Consider the following 13,731-nt stretch of genomic DNA (forward strand, 5'->3'; position numbering starts at 1 on the left):
GGGTCATCGCAATCTCTGGGTGGATGCGGACGTTAGCAGTGCGTTGAACAGCTCTGTTGGGGCCCGGTCGCCGAGGATGAGTCGCGGACCGCCGTTGAGCGCGTTCTCGATCCTCGCGAGATCGCGTAGTGTGTGGACCGCGAGGTAGGCCAACTTCGGGAAGCACTGGCGCAGCAGCCCGTTGGCGTTCTCGTTTGAGCGCCGCTTCCAGGAGGCTAGCGGCGTCGCAGAAGTAGATCTTCAGGCCGATCGCCGCGGTGATCTCGAGGTGACGCACCATCTCCGTGCCCTGGTCCCAAGTCAGGCTCTGGCGCACTGCCGCGAAGCCGGCACTGGAATCAGAACCAGCGCTGCGACCCGCGCGCCGGTGGCTGCCCGAGCGGACGCGAAGCACCGCCCGAACCGCGATCCGAACAAGGCCGCCGCCTACCCCGGACAGGACCGTCAACTCACCGCGGGCGGTGGGGGCCGTCGAGAAGTGGTTATGACCGAGCTGCCCGCCACGTACTGATGCGTCGAGGTGTCCGCGGAGCCGCCGAAGCACGACGCTTGGCGACCGTACGGCGACGTGCGGTTCGTGTTCACCGCAGTGGCTCAATGCCGAGAGCATGGCGGAGGGGCGTAGTGAGCTCAGCCCTGGTGACCGCCGACAAGAAAGGGCGCAATGCTGTAGGGCACTTCGCCTCCCGTCTCGGCCAGCACGGTTGGCCGCGGGGCGTGTGCGGCCATGAAGAGGGTCGCTGCCGCGGTCTCCTCCACGGGGGCGAAACGCCGCAAGGGGATGAGCCCGAGGATCATTTCGGTGTACTCCTCCAAGGACATCTCGGCAGCTGCGGCGAAGCCGGCCATGGCGTCGTCGAAGAGAGCCGTCTTAGTGCGCCCCGGGCAGATCGCGCGGACCGACACCCCATGCGGCGACTCGAGAGCTGCCATGGACTGGACCCAGTGGAGGACTGCCCATTTGGAGGCGCAGTAGGCGGAATCGAAGCGCTCGGGACGCAACGAAGCCTGGGACGCGATGACGACGAAGATGCCTCGCCGCTCGAGCAGTGTGGCCCGAAGCGCGTGGTAGAGCCTGATGACGCTCACGGTGTTGATCTCCATGACAAGCCTGATGCGTTCCGGCGTCAGGGTTGTCAGAGCACCGTCCCCGGCAACGCCCTGGGAGGCGACCACAGTGTCGATGCCGAGCTCATCCGCTCGGTTGCCGAGCGCCTCGAGCGTCGCGCTCTCGCGGAGGTCCCCGACGATGGTGTGTGCTCCATGCGTGGCGAGCTCGGCGAGCGCTGCCTCGTCGCGGCCGTGAGCGAGTACGACCTGCCCGGCCGCGAGGGCCTGGAGCACGACGCTTCGTCCGATCCCTTGGCTGCCGCCGATGACGAGTAGTTTCATGACGCGCTCCTGAGGTCGATGGTCGTTGCGGTGACGTAGGCACTGGCATCGCTAGAGAGGAAGTCGGCGGTGTCCTGGATCGATTCGAGCTGAGAGCGATGTGCTCGGAGGACGGTGATGCGAGTGCGCGGATACTCGAGGGCGAGCGAGAGCGCGGTCGCCTGGACCGAGGCGAAGGTTGCCTCCACGAGCGGGGCGCGGTCGTCGTCTCCCGCGTCCAGGAACAGGACGCTCACGGGGCGAGCCAGGCCGCTCGTGGTCAGCCTCACGCGGAACTCTTCGAATAGTCGGGTGGTTCCGTCGAGCAGCCAGTCGACAAGGGGGTCTGCAGTCTGGTGGGTGGTGTCGAACACGAGTAGATCCAGGTCGCGAGCCCCGAGGTCCAGTTCGGGTGTCGGTTCTGGGTCCAGGATGAAGGTGGTGCTTCCTTGGCTGACGGTGGTCATGGGGACTCCTCGGTGAGTTGTCGGGCAAGACGTCGGGCGGTGTCGACTAGTTCGAGCCGTGAGCTGGCCTGGACGATGTCGGCCAGGCCGAGGTCGGTTCCTCGGTCGCGACCTAGCTCGTCGCGTCCGACCACGGCAACACAGGGCACCCCGGCGGCTTGGCACCGGCGGGCGAGCTCGCCGACGAGCTTGCCGTGGAAGGTCTGCTCGTCGATCCGTCCTTCGCCAGTGACGACAAGCGAGCTCGACTCCACGCGTGTGCCGACTTCAAGTGCGTCCAGCACATATCCGGCGCCGGAAACGATCGAGGCATCGTGAGCGGCCCACAGGCCTCCGGCCAGCCCCCCGGCAGCTCCGCTGCCCTCGACACCGCGGGGGTCCTTGGGAAGGCCTGATGCCGTCTGGTGGAGCCGTTGGGTGAGCGCCGCGACCTCGGCGGGGTCGGCGCCTTTCTGGGGAGCGAACCAGACGGCGGCCTCCTCGAAGGGCAACGTCACGTCGGTCAGGACGATGACGTCGGCCGACCTAAGTCCACCAGCCGCTTCGATCGCAGCCAAGCACCCGAGGCCACCATCGGTGGTGGCGCTGCCACCGCACGCGACAACGATTCGGCGCGAACCTCGCGCAACGGCGTCGGCGATGAGGAGCCCGGTCCCGAAGGTTGAGGCAGTGCTGGCATCACGGTCCTCCGGCTCGACGAGCGTGAGCCCGCTGGCGGCGGCGCACTCGACGTAGGCGGTGTCCCCGGACAGGCCGTACGCGGCTCTGATCGGCCGACCTAGCGGGTCCACCGTGTCCACGAAGACCAGGTTCTGCGATGGCACGAGTGCAGCAACGGTGCCTTCTCCCCCGTCTGCCAACGGGCACAGGTCGATCGCGATGCCTGCGCTTGCGAAGCCCTCGCCGAGCGCCTCCGCCACCTGTACGGCCGTGAACGTGCCCTTGAACGAGTCGGGAGCGATCAGCACCCGATGACGGCGGTCAGGCATAGGCACCGTCCAGGAAGGTGAGCAGGTGGTCGGCCACCGCGCACAGCCGACCGTCCTCGGTGTGCGCCTCCACGTGTGCGGTGGTGCGGCGTCGAACCGGGTCGGCAGCGGTGATCGTGTACGTCACCGCGACGGTCTGGCCGATCCGCACTGGTGCGACGAAGCGAACCCGGTCGTACCCGGCCGAGACGGCGACGGCGCCGGTCGTCTCCACGAACCTGGTGGCGGCGGTGGACATGAACCCGACGAGGAGCACGCCATGCGCGATGCGTGTCCCAAAGGGCGTCGTAGCCATGGCCTGCTCGTCCACGTGGTTAGGGCTCAGGTCTCCGGTCAACCCGGCAAACAGGTAGACATCGGACTCGCCCACCGTCTTCCGGAAGCTCGCCACCTGCCCGATCAGCGACTCCAGGTCCGCCATGGTGCTCATAGGCTTGCGTAGCCCGCGTGCGCCGTCGTGCCGCGGGGCACGATCTGGTGGGGAAGGATGATCGGTTCCCTGCTCCGTTCCGGGTGCAGGATCCGGTGGGCTGCTGTTGCGCCGAGCGTGTGGAGCGGCACGGCGGCCGTGGTCATGTCCAGGAGTGCGGCCAACCTGGTGCCACCGATGCCCGCGACGGCCACCTGCTCGGGCACTTTGATGTCGGCTTGGCGGAACGCGGTAAGGATCCCTCCCGCAGTCTGGTCGTTGGACCCGATGACGGCGTCCGGGAGGGAGCCGCCGACGAGCAGACGCAAGGCGGCCGAGCTGCCCGATTCCGGGCCGAACGTCCCGGGGATGACCTCGGGTGCCAGACCCGCCTCATCCATCGCGCGCAGGTAACCCAGCTTGCGGTCTTCTGCGGCGTACACGCCCGGCAGTCCGCCCACCAGGACGATGCGCTTGTGAGCGGATGCGATCAGCGACACCGTGAGGTCGTGCGCGGCCGCCTCGTTGTCGTAGGTGACGACGTCAGCCTCGATTTCGCGACGGCCGAGAGAGACCACAGTGATCCCGTCATCCCGGGCGGCCTTGACGAGACCGGCGAGCCGGGCGTGGTCACCGCCGATGAACCCAGACCCGGCGAAGATGACTCCTGCGGCACTGTAGTGGCGCATCAGGGTCATTTGCTCGACCTCGACGTCGATTTTCCGGTCAGCGTTGCAGACGATCGTCAGGTAGCCGGCACGGCTGGCCACGTCCTCGACACCGCGGGTGATCTCGGCGAAGTAGGGGTCGGCGCTGTCCTCCACGATCACCCCGATGATGCGGCTCTGCTTGTTGGCAAGAGCCTGGGCGACGGCGCTGGGCGAATAGCCGAGCTCCGCAGCTGAAGCGTGCACCTTGGCCTTCGTCGCGTCGGACACCGGGTGTCGTGACCCGTTGAGGACACGGGAGGCGGTGGCTACCGAGACCTTCGCATGCGCCGCTACGTCTTCAAGCGAGGCCATCGTGGTCACCGTCCGAGAATTCGGGCACGTGCCACTGCATGACTCCATGGCCGAATATGCGTTTGTCCATGAGCTCGACCTCACCCACCTCGACCTCGAAGGGGATCTGGTCCAGCACGTGTGTCTGCGGGTCGATGCCGGGTGCTACTTCGATGAGTCGCAAGCCGTGGTCGGTCACGGTGAAGACCGCTCGTTCGGTGACGACCAGGATTCGCTGACCGCGCTTGGCTGCCAGTTCGCCGTTGAAGGTGACGTGTTCGACCTCGTCGACGAACTTGGTGTGCCTGCCCTCGGCGAGGATCTCGAGCTGATCGTCCTCGATCGCCACGTCGAGTCCACCCGCGTTGAAGGTTCCGCAAAAGACCACGCTGTGGGCGTTCTGGGTGATGTTGATGAAGCCGCCCGTCCCGATCAGCCGTCCGTTGAAGAGCGAGACGTTCACGTTGCCCTGCCTGTCCAGCTGGGCGAACCCCAGAAACGCCACGTCCAGTCCGCCCCCGTCGTAGAAGTCGAACTGAGCGGGCTGTTCGAGGATGGCAACGGGGTTGTAGGAGGCCCCGAAGCTGACTCCGGCCGCGGGGATGCCGCCCACGAGTCCCTGTTCGACGGTGAGAGTGAACTGTTCGAAGCAACCTTCCTCGGCTGCTACGGAGGCCACGCCGTCGGCGATTCCCACTCCGAGGTTGACCACGTCACCACGTCGGATCTCCATGAGTGCTCGTCGACCCACCAGCTTCCGCGCGCCGGGTGCCATCACGGGCACTGCGTCAGCCGGTCCCCGCAGCGCACCGCTGTAGGCGGGGTTGAAGGCCGTCTCCACGAGTTGCCGCTGCTCCGGGTGCACGACCACTCGATCGACCAGGAATCCGGGGACCACGACCGTGCGGGGATCGAGAGATGCCGCCTTGGCGAGCCTCTTGACCTGGGCGATCACCACTCCGCCTGAGTTGTGGGTGGCTTGCGCCATGGCCAACACCTCGAGTCGCGCGGCCTCTTCTTCCAGGGAGAGATTGCCATCGGCGTCGGCCGTGGTGGCGCGAATGAAGCAGACGTCGGGAGCTACGGGGCGGTAGTGGAGAAGCTCGCGGCCGTCGATCTCGAGGATCTGGACGAGTTCCTCGGTCGCCTTGGCGTTGAGGCGGCCACCCGAGACCCGCGGGTCGCAGAAGGTGCCAAGTCCCACGTGGGTGATGACCCCGACGCGCCCGCCGGCAATCTCGCGGCACATCTGCGCCATGACGCCCTGCGGGAAGTTGTACGCAGCAAACGCGTTCTCCATCGCCATCTCGGACATGCGCGGTGCCATGCCCCAGTTGCCCGCGATCGCTCGCGCGACCAGTCCGTGTTGGGCCAGGTGATCCATGCCAGCACCCTTTCGGTCGCCGATACCGGTGGTGTGCACGATGGTGAGGTCACGCGGGTGGGCTGTCTCGCTGAAACGCTCGCCGAGGGTCTTCAGCAGGAGGTCCGGCTCCACCAGCCCCCCGCCGGATCCTTCGATGTAGACGACATCTTCGTCTCCGATCAGATCGACGGCCTCGCGTGCTGTCACGACCAACGGTGCGCCATGGGTTCTCACGCCATCACCCCTCCACCATTCGGATGCAATGTCTGTCCATGGAAAAGCGCCGATTCCGCCGCGAGAAGAAAGACGACTGCGGGCGCAACCTCGGTCGGCAGGCCGAGCCGACCGGTGACGAGGGGCCCGGTCCGCACTGCGAGCCAAGCCTCGTCCGCGTAGGGGGCCGTCATAGCCGTCTCGAGAGGCCCGGGAGCCACCGCATTGACCCGCACCTGGGGGCCGAGCTCGCGGGCCATCGCGCGGGTCAAGCCCAGGACGCCGGCTTTGGCTGCGCAGTACGCAGCAACGTGCATACCGCCCTTGAACGCCAGCTGCGAGGAGATGTTGACGATGGAGCCGTGTCCTCGGCCGAACATGCGACCACCGACTTCTTGGGAGACAATGAAGACTCCCGTGAGATCCACGTCCAAAGTTTTTTGCCACGACTGAATGGTGGTGGCGAGAAACGGTTGCTCGTCCATGATTCCGGCATTGTTGACCAGGCCGGTCAGGGGGCCGTGCTCCTCCTCGAGGTGACGGATGGCCTCGCCGACCTGATCGGGGTCTGAGACGTCTGCCTCGATAACCGATGCGTCGACTCCGAGCGCAGTGAGCTGCTCGGAGAGCCTTAGCGCCGCCTCCGGTGTCTGCCAGTGGTGGACGACGACGTCGGCCCCCGCACGCGCGACCTCCAGGCAGATGGCGCGGCCCAGATCGCCGGGGGCGCCGGTGACAAGGATGCGCTGCCCCGCGAGGCGCTTCGCGAGGGCGTCTTCGTCAGAGGGAGGGGGGGTCATCGAACGTTGTCCGTCTTCTCGTGTGCGGTGTTGCTGTCGGGGAAGAACGAGGGGCCGATGAGTCCGTTGGCAGCCTCGCGCAGCACCCGCCGCCCGAGCATCGTCTCGTGGATCTCGCTGGTGCCGTCGAAGATCTGGGTCACCTTGGCGTCTCGGTCCATTCGTTGTAGGGGGTGGTTACGAGCCATGCCGGCTCCGGCAACGATCTGCAGGGCAGCATCGGTATGGCGGCGGGCCGCATCCGAGGCGAACATCTTCGCCATCGAGATCACTGCCTGGTCGCCACCGTTGCCAAGGGCGAAGGTCTCACCTGCGCGTAGGACCAGTTCGCGGGCAGCTCGGTAGTCGGTCACCATGCGGCCGATCTTCGACTGGATACTGGGCAGTGCGGCGATCGGTTTCCCGAACGCCTCTCGATGGTTTGCCCAGCCTGTCGCTTCCCTGATGGCGCCACGAAGCAGGCCGACGGAGTAGGACGCGGCCTCGATGCGGGCCATGTTGAGCCCGTCCATCATGCCGCCGAACCCGTCGCAGGCGAGGGCGTTCTGGACCGGAACGCGGCAAGCCTCGAAGGTGAGGGTCCCATTCGGCATCCCGCGGAATCCTGCGAGCTCTGGGCCCGGTGCTCCCACGGCTCCGTCGCTGGCCATGTCCACCACGAGCGCGATGGTGTCAGCATCGCGCTCGCGATGATCGACCTTGGCCAGGACGATGGCGTAGGAGCAGACCGGCGCCAACCCGATCCAGCACTTCTGCCCGTCGAGGACGTAGTGGTCCCCTTGCCTTCGGGCAACAGTCGTCAGGGCCCGGATGTCAGTGCCTGCGTGCGGTTCGGTGATGGCGAACGCGCCGAAGAGTTCTGCGCGCAAGGTCGGTTGCAGCCATCGGTCGCACACCTCCGACGCGGCATAGCGAGCCAGCAGATAGGTGTGCAGGCGAGCCACCGAGACCGCCAGTGACACGGCTGCAGACTCTGCGGCGATCCGCTCGGTGCTCTCGTGGACGAGAGCCATTCGGGCGAGGTCGAGGGAGCCGTCAGCTTCGAAGAGCAGGCTCTGGAGGCCCAGCTGGGCGGCCTCGCTGAGGAGCTCGGGGAAGAACCGTGCTGTCAGTTCGATGTCCTCGGCGGCCGGCGCCACCATTTCCGAGCAGAACAGGTCCACGTCCTCCACGGTCGGCAAGGTGCTCATCCCGCGAACGCCAAACGTGCGAGGTCTTCCTCGGAGATATCCACGTTCTCCAGGTCGCCGACGGTTCGCCCACCTCGCATGACCACGATTCGGTCACAGCTGTCGAGCAGCTCTTGGAGCACCGAGCTCACCATCACCACCGAGATGCCTTGGGCTGCGAGACCACGCATGAGGGTCAGAATCTCTGCCTTGGCGCCTACGTCGATTCCTTTGGTGGGCTCGTCCAGCAGCAGGACGCGGGGTTGTGTGGCCAACACTTTCGCCAGAACCACCTTCTGCTGGTTGCCACCACTCAACGAGTTCACCGGCGCGTGGACCGAGGACACCTTAATGCGCAACTTCTCGACGTACTCGGCTGCAAGCATCCGGGCGGCGCCGGCACGGAAGAACGGCCCACTGCCAAGACTGTCGAGGGCTGCCAGCTCGATGTTCTGCAGCACGGTGGCGTGGAGAATGAGTCCCTGCTCCTTCCGGCTCTCAGGAACCAGCGACACACCGCGCTTGAGCGCCGCACTGGGCGCGGATGGGGCGAACGACTCACCGAACAGCATCATGGATCCTGCGGTCGGACGCACGTCTCCCGCCAAGATCCGCATCAGCTCGGTGCGGCCGCTGCCCACCAGTCCACCGATCCCGAGAATCTCTCCCGGATGCAGCACCAGGTCAGCATGGACCAGCCCTGGACCAGTGAGCTCGCGAACCTCGAGCACGGGCGCCTCACCGGTGTGGACGCGCGCTTCGCGTGGGGCGACCAGGACGTCGCGACCTGTCACCAACCGGATCAGCTTGTCGTGATCGAGTGTCTCCGCCGGCTCGGTGCACACCCATTGACCGTCGCGCAGACACGTGACGCGGTCCGCGACGTCGAGGACTTCGTCGAAGTCATGCGATACCAGGACCACGGTCCGTCCCGCCTCCCGCAGGGCTCCGATGAGCTCGCGGAGGTGGTGGGCGTCGGACGTGGCCAACGAGGACGTCGGCTCGTCGAGGATGATGATTCGCGCGTTGAGGGCGAGGACGTGTGCGATCTCGAGCAACTGCCGTTGCGCGGTGCTCAGCCTGGCCGTGGACAGGTTCGGAGGCACGTGCAGTCCCACCACGTCGAGATACTTCCTGGCGGTGGCTGACATCTTCTGCCGGTGCATCCACCCCCACCTGGAAGGCTCCACGCCAAACAAGACGTTCTCTGCCACCGACAGCGAGGAGACCACGCTCAGCTCTTGGTGCACCATGGCGATGCCAGCCGCTTGTGCGTCGTGCGGGCCGGGGAAGTGCACGGGCGAGCCGTCGACTTCCAAGGTTCCCTCATCGGAGTTGAGAACGCCCGCGATGAGCTTGGCGAGGGTTGACTTCCCGGCACCGTTCTCGCCCACGAACGCGTGGACTTCCCCGGCGCGCAGGTCGAACGAGACCTGGTCGACTGCCTGATTTCCGCCGAACGCCTTCGACAGACCCTCGCCGCGCAGAATGACGGTTCCAGGGCTGGCCATCGGGCCGGCGATATCTCCCTCGAGGAGTGCGTCAAGACTCATGACGCTTGGCTTCCGCGACGGCGGATGATCCCGTCGACGACGATGGCGACGACGATGACGATGCCGGTGAGGATCTGCTTCCAATATGTCTGGACATCCATCAGAGTCAATCCGTTGCCCAGAACACCAATCAGCAGCGCGCCGAAGAAGGTGCCGCTCAGCCGTCCGCGTCCCCCCATCAGGCTGGTCCCGCCGACGACCACCGCGGCGATGACGTCGAGCTCAAACCCGATGAAGCCGGCGGGTTGCCCTGACGACAGTCGTGCGGAGGCCAGGCAGCCGGCCAACCCGGTGCAGGCTCCCGCGAAGATGTAGACGAAGAGGATCAGCCGGGTGACGCGCACGCCGCTGAGCCGGGCGGCGCTCTCGTTGCCGCCCACTGCGTAGATGCGCCGCCCGATCTTCATGCGGGACAAGAGCACGTACCCGATGAAGAAGACCAGGGCCATGATCAGTACCGGAACCGGCAGAGGACCGATGTGCCCGGTTCCCAACCAGCTGTAGTCCCCGACTGGCACCGACACCGGTTTCGCCTCGGTGAGCAGGAGCGCGAAGCCGCGCACTCCGGTAAGGGTCGCCAACGTGGCGATGAACGCGGGTACGCCCAAGAGGCCGATGATGAGGCCATTCAGCAAACCGACCCCGGCGCCGGCCAGCACTGCAATCGTGACGGCAATCAGGACGGCAATGACGCCGATCTCTGTGCGTTCGGTGAGGAACAAGGCGGCAAGGGTGCCGCTGAACGCGACAGTCGAGCCGACGGACAGGTCGATGCCAGCGATCAAGATCACAGTGGTCATGCCCACGGCTGCAATCGCGACGATGGAGACCTGCCTAAGCACGTTGAGCAGGTTGAACTCGGTCAGGAAGTTCGGCGCGATGATGGCATAGACGCACACCAGGAGGAGCAGCGCACCGAGGAGGCCGAAGTCGTGCAGGTTCATCGAGGACAGCCGCGCGGCGCCACGAGTGCGGCGCGTGCTGGATGCGGGCGAGAGTTCGCTCTTCTCGGTCATGGTCATAGTTTGTGCTCCTTGGTTGCTCTAGTGAGCCAGTTGGGCCCGAGACGTCGATTGCTCGGGCCCAACCGGGGATCAGAACGCCGGCTCAGCGCCTTCCTCGATGGCGGCCGCGTCGACGAGGTCGCCGGGGAACACCTGGAAGGCGGGCACGGCTTCGCCACTCAGGCACTTCATGATGTTCTCGACCACGTACGGTGCCGTCTGCATGTGCTTGACCGTGGCCAGCACGTCGCCGCTCTCGATGGCGGGGAAGATGTCGGACTGGCCGTCGATGCCCACCACGTCGATTTCGCCACCCTTGCCAGCCGCTTTGATGGCCTGGAGAGCACCCAGCGCCCCCTCGTCGTTGGCGCCGAAGACGAGCTCAACGTCAGGGTGCGCTGCGAGGATGGAGTCCATCGCGGTCTGCGACTCCTCGCGGCGGTACTCCCCCGGCTCCTCAGCGACGATCTCGAAATTCCCGGACTCCAGCAGCTCGCGCTCGAAGGAGCCGGTGCGGGCGACGCTGGAGACGTCCCCGGTGATGCCGCTGATCAGGGCGACCTTGACGGGCTCCTCGGAGTCCGCGTAGTGCTCGACGACGTACTCGCCCAGGATCTTGCCCTCCTCGCCGTAGGGCGCCAGCACCTGGTTGGTCGCGTTCGACTCCAGCAGCCCCTTCTGCGTGAAGAAGTAGGGGATCTGGGCGTCCTCGTACTGCTGGAGGATGGGACCGAGGCCCTCGGTGTTGGCCGGCATCATCATCAGCGCATCGGGATTGCTGCCCAGCGCCGTTTCGACGCCGTTGAGCTGCTTGTTGACGTCGTCGTCTCCGCTGATGACGGTGAGCGTGGCGCCCTGTTCCTCGGCCTTGGCCTTGGCCTTATCCACCTGGCCCACGAGGAACGGATGCGAGAGACCTTCGATCGAGAACACGATCTCAGCTGTCTCACCCTCGGGCAGGGTCTTGGGGCACGTGTTCTCCCCCTCGCCGGATTCGGCTGCGGCCTTGACGTACAGGTTGTCTTCGAGCGACTTGTTGATCTCGGCGATTCGGGCGTCAACGTCTTCGGCGCTCGCAGACCCGCCTGAGTCGTCCGCGCAGGCACTCAAGCAGGCTGCAGCCAGGGCTGTCACCGCTGTGATGCGCATCGCTTGCTTTCGCTTCATTGTTGATCTCCTCATGAGGTGCGGTTTTGGAGCCGGTCAGCGTTGACCGCCAGGGAGTTACTGCGATGGAGTGGGCCGGTACTGCGGCCCTCGATCGAGCACCCCTGAGAGGAACTCGTCGTAATCGGGGCTGCCCTCGGTGGGGATCAGCTGTGGTGTCTGGCCGCGATAACCGAGCGCGTCACGTACCTGGGGACTCAAGAAGTAGGCCCCGGGAAGGATCGTGGTCACGGCCTCCCAGAGCTCGGGCCGGTGGTCGCGGCAGTGCTCGAGCGCTTCCTCGACCCCGTCTTGTTCGGCGAGTCGCAGGAACTCAGCAAGCTTCGGCGTGCCGTCCGGACGTGCGAGCAGAGCTTGGGCGATGTAGGTCTCCCTGAGCCCGGCGTCCTCGACCGAGGGCAGGCTTCCTTCGTCTGGCATGAGCCAGGCCGCTGCTGCCATCAGGAGATCGAGCTGGTCGGTGTTGAAGGGTCCGGTCATGACGCCGTCACCTGTCCACTGCGTGCGGCGATCATCGCCTCGGTGTTGCGCAGGGCGAGGGCCGCGATCGTGGCGGTCGGGTTCATGCCCGCCGATGTGGGCCAGACGCTGCCGTCGAAGATAAAGAGATTCGGGACCTCGTGGGCCCGACCCCAGCCGTCGACGACGCTGGTGGCGGGGTCTGCTCCCATGACGGCGGTGCCGAGATGGTGAAAGGCGCTCTCCTTGATCCACGAGCCCCGGATAGCCTGTCGGGCACCGGCCGCCTGCATGGATTCGACGGCGCGGTCGAGATGAAACTCGAGCATCCGGTCGGAGTTGTCTGACGTCTTGTACTCGATCGAAGCGAGCGGGTCGCCGAAGCGGTCGCGCTTCTCCGTGTGGAGACTCACCCGGTTGTGGTCCTCGGGCAAGTCCTCGCAGATGATGGCCCACCAGGCTGAATGTCCGAGGCGTCCGCGCAACGCGTCCTGGAATCCCGGTCCCCAGATGGCGTTCTCGCTTCCCCACGGATAGCTCCGAGTTTGGGTGAGGGGGCCCGACGAGGGCAACAGCCCCCACTTGGCGCCGCGCACGAAGCCCCGGCTCTCGTCGGTCTCATAGAACTCCAGCGAGTGGAGCTGCTGACCATGGACGCCATGCGTGGTGCCTACCGGGTCGTCCCACACTCCGATGACCTGCCCGAGCGGGTGCATCATGAGTCGGCGTCCCACCTGACCAGACCCGTTCGCCAGCCCGTCAGGGTGCCGAGCGTCGGCGGAAAGGAGGAGCAGGCGAGGCGTCCCGATTCCGTTGGCCGCCAAGACGACCACATCGCCCCGAACGCTACGGTCGACGCCGTGCTCGTCGGTGTACATGACCCCCTCTGCCAAGCCTTGAGAGGACATGAGGACCCGGCGGACCTGGGCACGCAGGATCAAGGTGACGCCCTTGGCCAGGGACTGGGGCCAGTGAGTGATATCGGGTGATGACTTGGCGCGCTCAGGACAGCCGCGCATGCACGCCGCGCGTTGGGTGCACGCCTTGAGGTTTGCGTGCTCGTAGTGCCGTGAAGCGATGGCATTAGTTCCTGGCCACCAGTGCCACCCCAGCTCGTTGTGCGCCTTCGCAATCCGTCGACCGTGCTCGCGGATGGGAACTGGAGGCATGGGCGGGCCGTCGCCGGCGGGGAACATCGGGTCTCCTGCCAGACCTGAGACACCGAAGTCGCGCTCGACGCGGACATAAAAAGGCTCGAGATCCTCGTAGGTCAGCTGCCAGTCGTCGGCCACACCGTCCAGGGTGCGCACCCGGAAGTCCGATGGGAGGTTCCGCTGCCATTGCGCGGCCCAGACGAGAGCGCTGCCACCGACGCCGTTCCACATCAAGGGCGTCAGGGTCGACGCGGAGTCGTCGAACTCGAAGCCATGTCCCTCCACGTCACGGTTGGGGTTCCAGGGCCAGTGTCGGTCGAGAGTCAGCTCGTAGTCGGGAAAGTTCGCGCGGGCTTTGGAGTAGTCGGGCCAGTCCCCCTGCTCCACCACGGCGACCCGAAAACCGGCCTCGACGAGCCGCTTGGCGGTGACGGCGCCACTGGGCCCTGCGCCGACGATCACGACGTCGTAGTGATCGTCGTCGTGGTGCTCACGAGCCGCCTGCTGAGCGCTCGTCTGCGTGTCCATCCGTCCATGCCTCCATCGAGTGTGATGACGAACCAGTGGCAAGCGTTTGCCAAAACCGATGTGACGGACGCTACACAGGCG

Annotated in this window: 13 protein-coding genes; all 13 read right to left on the bottom strand. The window is 66.1% G+C overall.

Annotation, left to right across the window (positions count from 1 at the left end; genetic code table 11):
- Positions 1-630 precede the first annotated feature (630 nt).
- Entirely contained in the window at positions 631-1,392 is a 762-nt protein-coding gene (locus DDE18_RS16870) for an SDR family NAD(P)-dependent oxidoreductase (RefSeq protein ID WP_116573428.1), read from the bottom strand.
- On the bottom strand, positions 1,389-1,838 hold the full coding sequence (locus tag DDE18_RS16875) for a hypothetical protein (protein WP_116573429.1): 450 nt from the start codon (positions 1,836-1,838) through the stop codon (positions 1,389-1,391). The genes DDE18_RS16870 and DDE18_RS16875 overlap by 4 nt, the downstream gene beginning before the upstream one ends.
- Complete coding sequence (locus DDE18_RS16880; RefSeq protein WP_116573430.1) at positions 1,835-2,827, bottom strand: glycerate kinase family protein; 993 nt, start codon at positions 2,825-2,827, stop codon at positions 1,835-1,837. Before DDE18_RS16880 ends, DDE18_RS16875 begins: the two co-directional genes overlap by 4 nt.
- Positions 2,820-3,257 carry a MaoC family dehydratase gene (locus DDE18_RS16885; protein WP_211754597.1) on the bottom strand — a complete coding sequence of 146 codons (438 nt, stop codon included), beginning with the start codon at positions 3,255-3,257 and terminating at the stop codon, positions 2,820-2,822. Before DDE18_RS16885 ends, DDE18_RS16880 begins: the two co-directional genes overlap by 8 nt.
- On the bottom strand, positions 3,254-4,258 hold the full coding sequence (locus DDE18_RS16890) for a LacI family DNA-binding transcriptional regulator (protein ID WP_245916829.1): 1,005 nt from the start codon (positions 4,256-4,258) through the stop codon (positions 3,254-3,256). Before DDE18_RS16890 ends, DDE18_RS16885 begins: the two co-directional genes overlap by 4 nt.
- Entirely contained in the window at positions 4,245-5,837 is a 1,593-nt protein-coding gene (locus tag DDE18_RS16895) for an acyl CoA:acetate/3-ketoacid CoA transferase (RefSeq protein WP_116573432.1), read from the bottom strand. The genes DDE18_RS16890 and DDE18_RS16895 overlap by 14 nt, the downstream gene beginning before the upstream one ends.
- On the bottom strand, positions 5,834-6,616 hold the full coding sequence (locus DDE18_RS23770; protein ID WP_116573433.1) for an SDR family NAD(P)-dependent oxidoreductase: 783 nt from the start codon (positions 6,614-6,616) through the stop codon (positions 5,834-5,836). The genes DDE18_RS16895 and DDE18_RS23770 overlap by 4 nt, the downstream gene beginning before the upstream one ends.
- Entirely contained in the window at positions 6,613-7,788 is a 1,176-nt protein-coding gene (locus DDE18_RS16905) for an acyl-CoA dehydrogenase family protein (RefSeq protein WP_211754599.1), read from the bottom strand. The genes DDE18_RS23770 and DDE18_RS16905 overlap by 4 nt, the downstream gene beginning before the upstream one ends.
- A 14-nt stretch (positions 7,789-7,802) precedes the next feature.
- The gene (locus DDE18_RS16910) at positions 7,803-9,338 is read right to left on the bottom strand and encodes a sugar ABC transporter ATP-binding protein (RefSeq protein ID WP_116573435.1); all 1,536 of its coding nucleotides are present in this window, start codon (positions 9,336-9,338) and stop codon (positions 7,803-7,805) included.
- Positions 9,335-10,354, bottom strand: a complete 1,020-nt coding sequence (locus DDE18_RS16915) for an ABC transporter permease (protein WP_211754600.1) — start codon at positions 10,352-10,354, stop codon at positions 9,335-9,337. Before DDE18_RS16915 ends, DDE18_RS16910 begins: the two co-directional genes overlap by 4 nt.
- Positions 10,355-10,432: 78 nt before the next feature.
- The gene (locus tag DDE18_RS16920) at positions 10,433-11,509 is read right to left on the bottom strand and encodes a substrate-binding domain-containing protein (RefSeq protein ID WP_165821209.1); all 1,077 of its coding nucleotides are present in this window, start codon (positions 11,507-11,509) and stop codon (positions 10,433-10,435) included.
- A gap of 57 nt (positions 11,510-11,566) precedes the next feature.
- Positions 11,567-11,989 (bottom strand): hypothetical protein, encoded by a 423-nt coding sequence (locus DDE18_RS16925; protein ID WP_116573438.1) that lies wholly within the window; start codon positions 11,987-11,989, stop codon positions 11,567-11,569.
- Positions 11,986-13,584, bottom strand: a complete 1,599-nt coding sequence (locus DDE18_RS16930; protein ID WP_211754601.1) for a GMC family oxidoreductase — start codon at positions 13,582-13,584, stop codon at positions 11,986-11,988. Before DDE18_RS16930 ends, DDE18_RS16925 begins: the two co-directional genes overlap by 4 nt.
- Positions 13,585-13,731 lie beyond the last annotated feature (147 nt).

Origin of the sequence: Nocardioides gansuensis, from assembly GCF_003076135.1 — a bacterium.
Lineage (GTDB): Bacteria > Actinomycetota > Actinomycetes > Propionibacteriales > Nocardioidaceae > Nocardioides > Nocardioides gansuensis.

Coding starts and splice junctions, on each gene's coding strand:
- DDE18_RS16920 (WP_165821209.1), bottom strand. CDS start 11,509: ATGAAGCGAAAGCAAGCGATGCGCATCACAGCGGTGACAGCCCTGGCT.
- DDE18_RS16925 (WP_116573438.1), bottom strand. CDS start 11,989: ATGACCGGACCCTTCAACACCGACCAGCTCGATCTCCTGATGGCAGCA.
- DDE18_RS16915 (WP_211754600.1), bottom strand. CDS start 10,354: ATGACCGAGAAGAGCGAACTCTCGCCCGCATCCAGCACGCGCCGCACT.
- DDE18_RS16890 (WP_245916829.1), bottom strand. CDS start 4,258: ATGGCCTCGCTTGAAGACGTAGCGGCGCATGCGAAGGTCTCGGTAGCC.
- DDE18_RS16870 (WP_116573428.1), bottom strand. CDS start 1,392: ATGAAACTACTCGTCATCGGCGGCAGCCAAGGGATCGGACGAAGCGTC.
- DDE18_RS23770 (WP_116573433.1), bottom strand. CDS start 6,616: ATGACCCCCCCTCCCTCTGACGAAGACGCCCTCGCGAAGCGCCTCGCG.
- DDE18_RS16910 (WP_116573435.1), bottom strand. CDS start 9,338: ATGAGTCTTGACGCACTCCTCGAGGGAGATATCGCCGGCCCGATGGCC.
- DDE18_RS16880 (WP_116573430.1), bottom strand. CDS start 2,827: ATGCCTGACCGCCGTCATCGGGTGCTGATCGCTCCCGACTCGTTCAAG.
- DDE18_RS16875 (WP_116573429.1), bottom strand. CDS start 1,838: ATGACCACCGTCAGCCAAGGAAGCACCACCTTCATCCTGGACCCAGAA.
- DDE18_RS16885 (WP_211754597.1), bottom strand. CDS start 3,257: ATGAGCACCATGGCGGACCTGGAGTCGCTGATCGGGCAGGTGGCGAGC.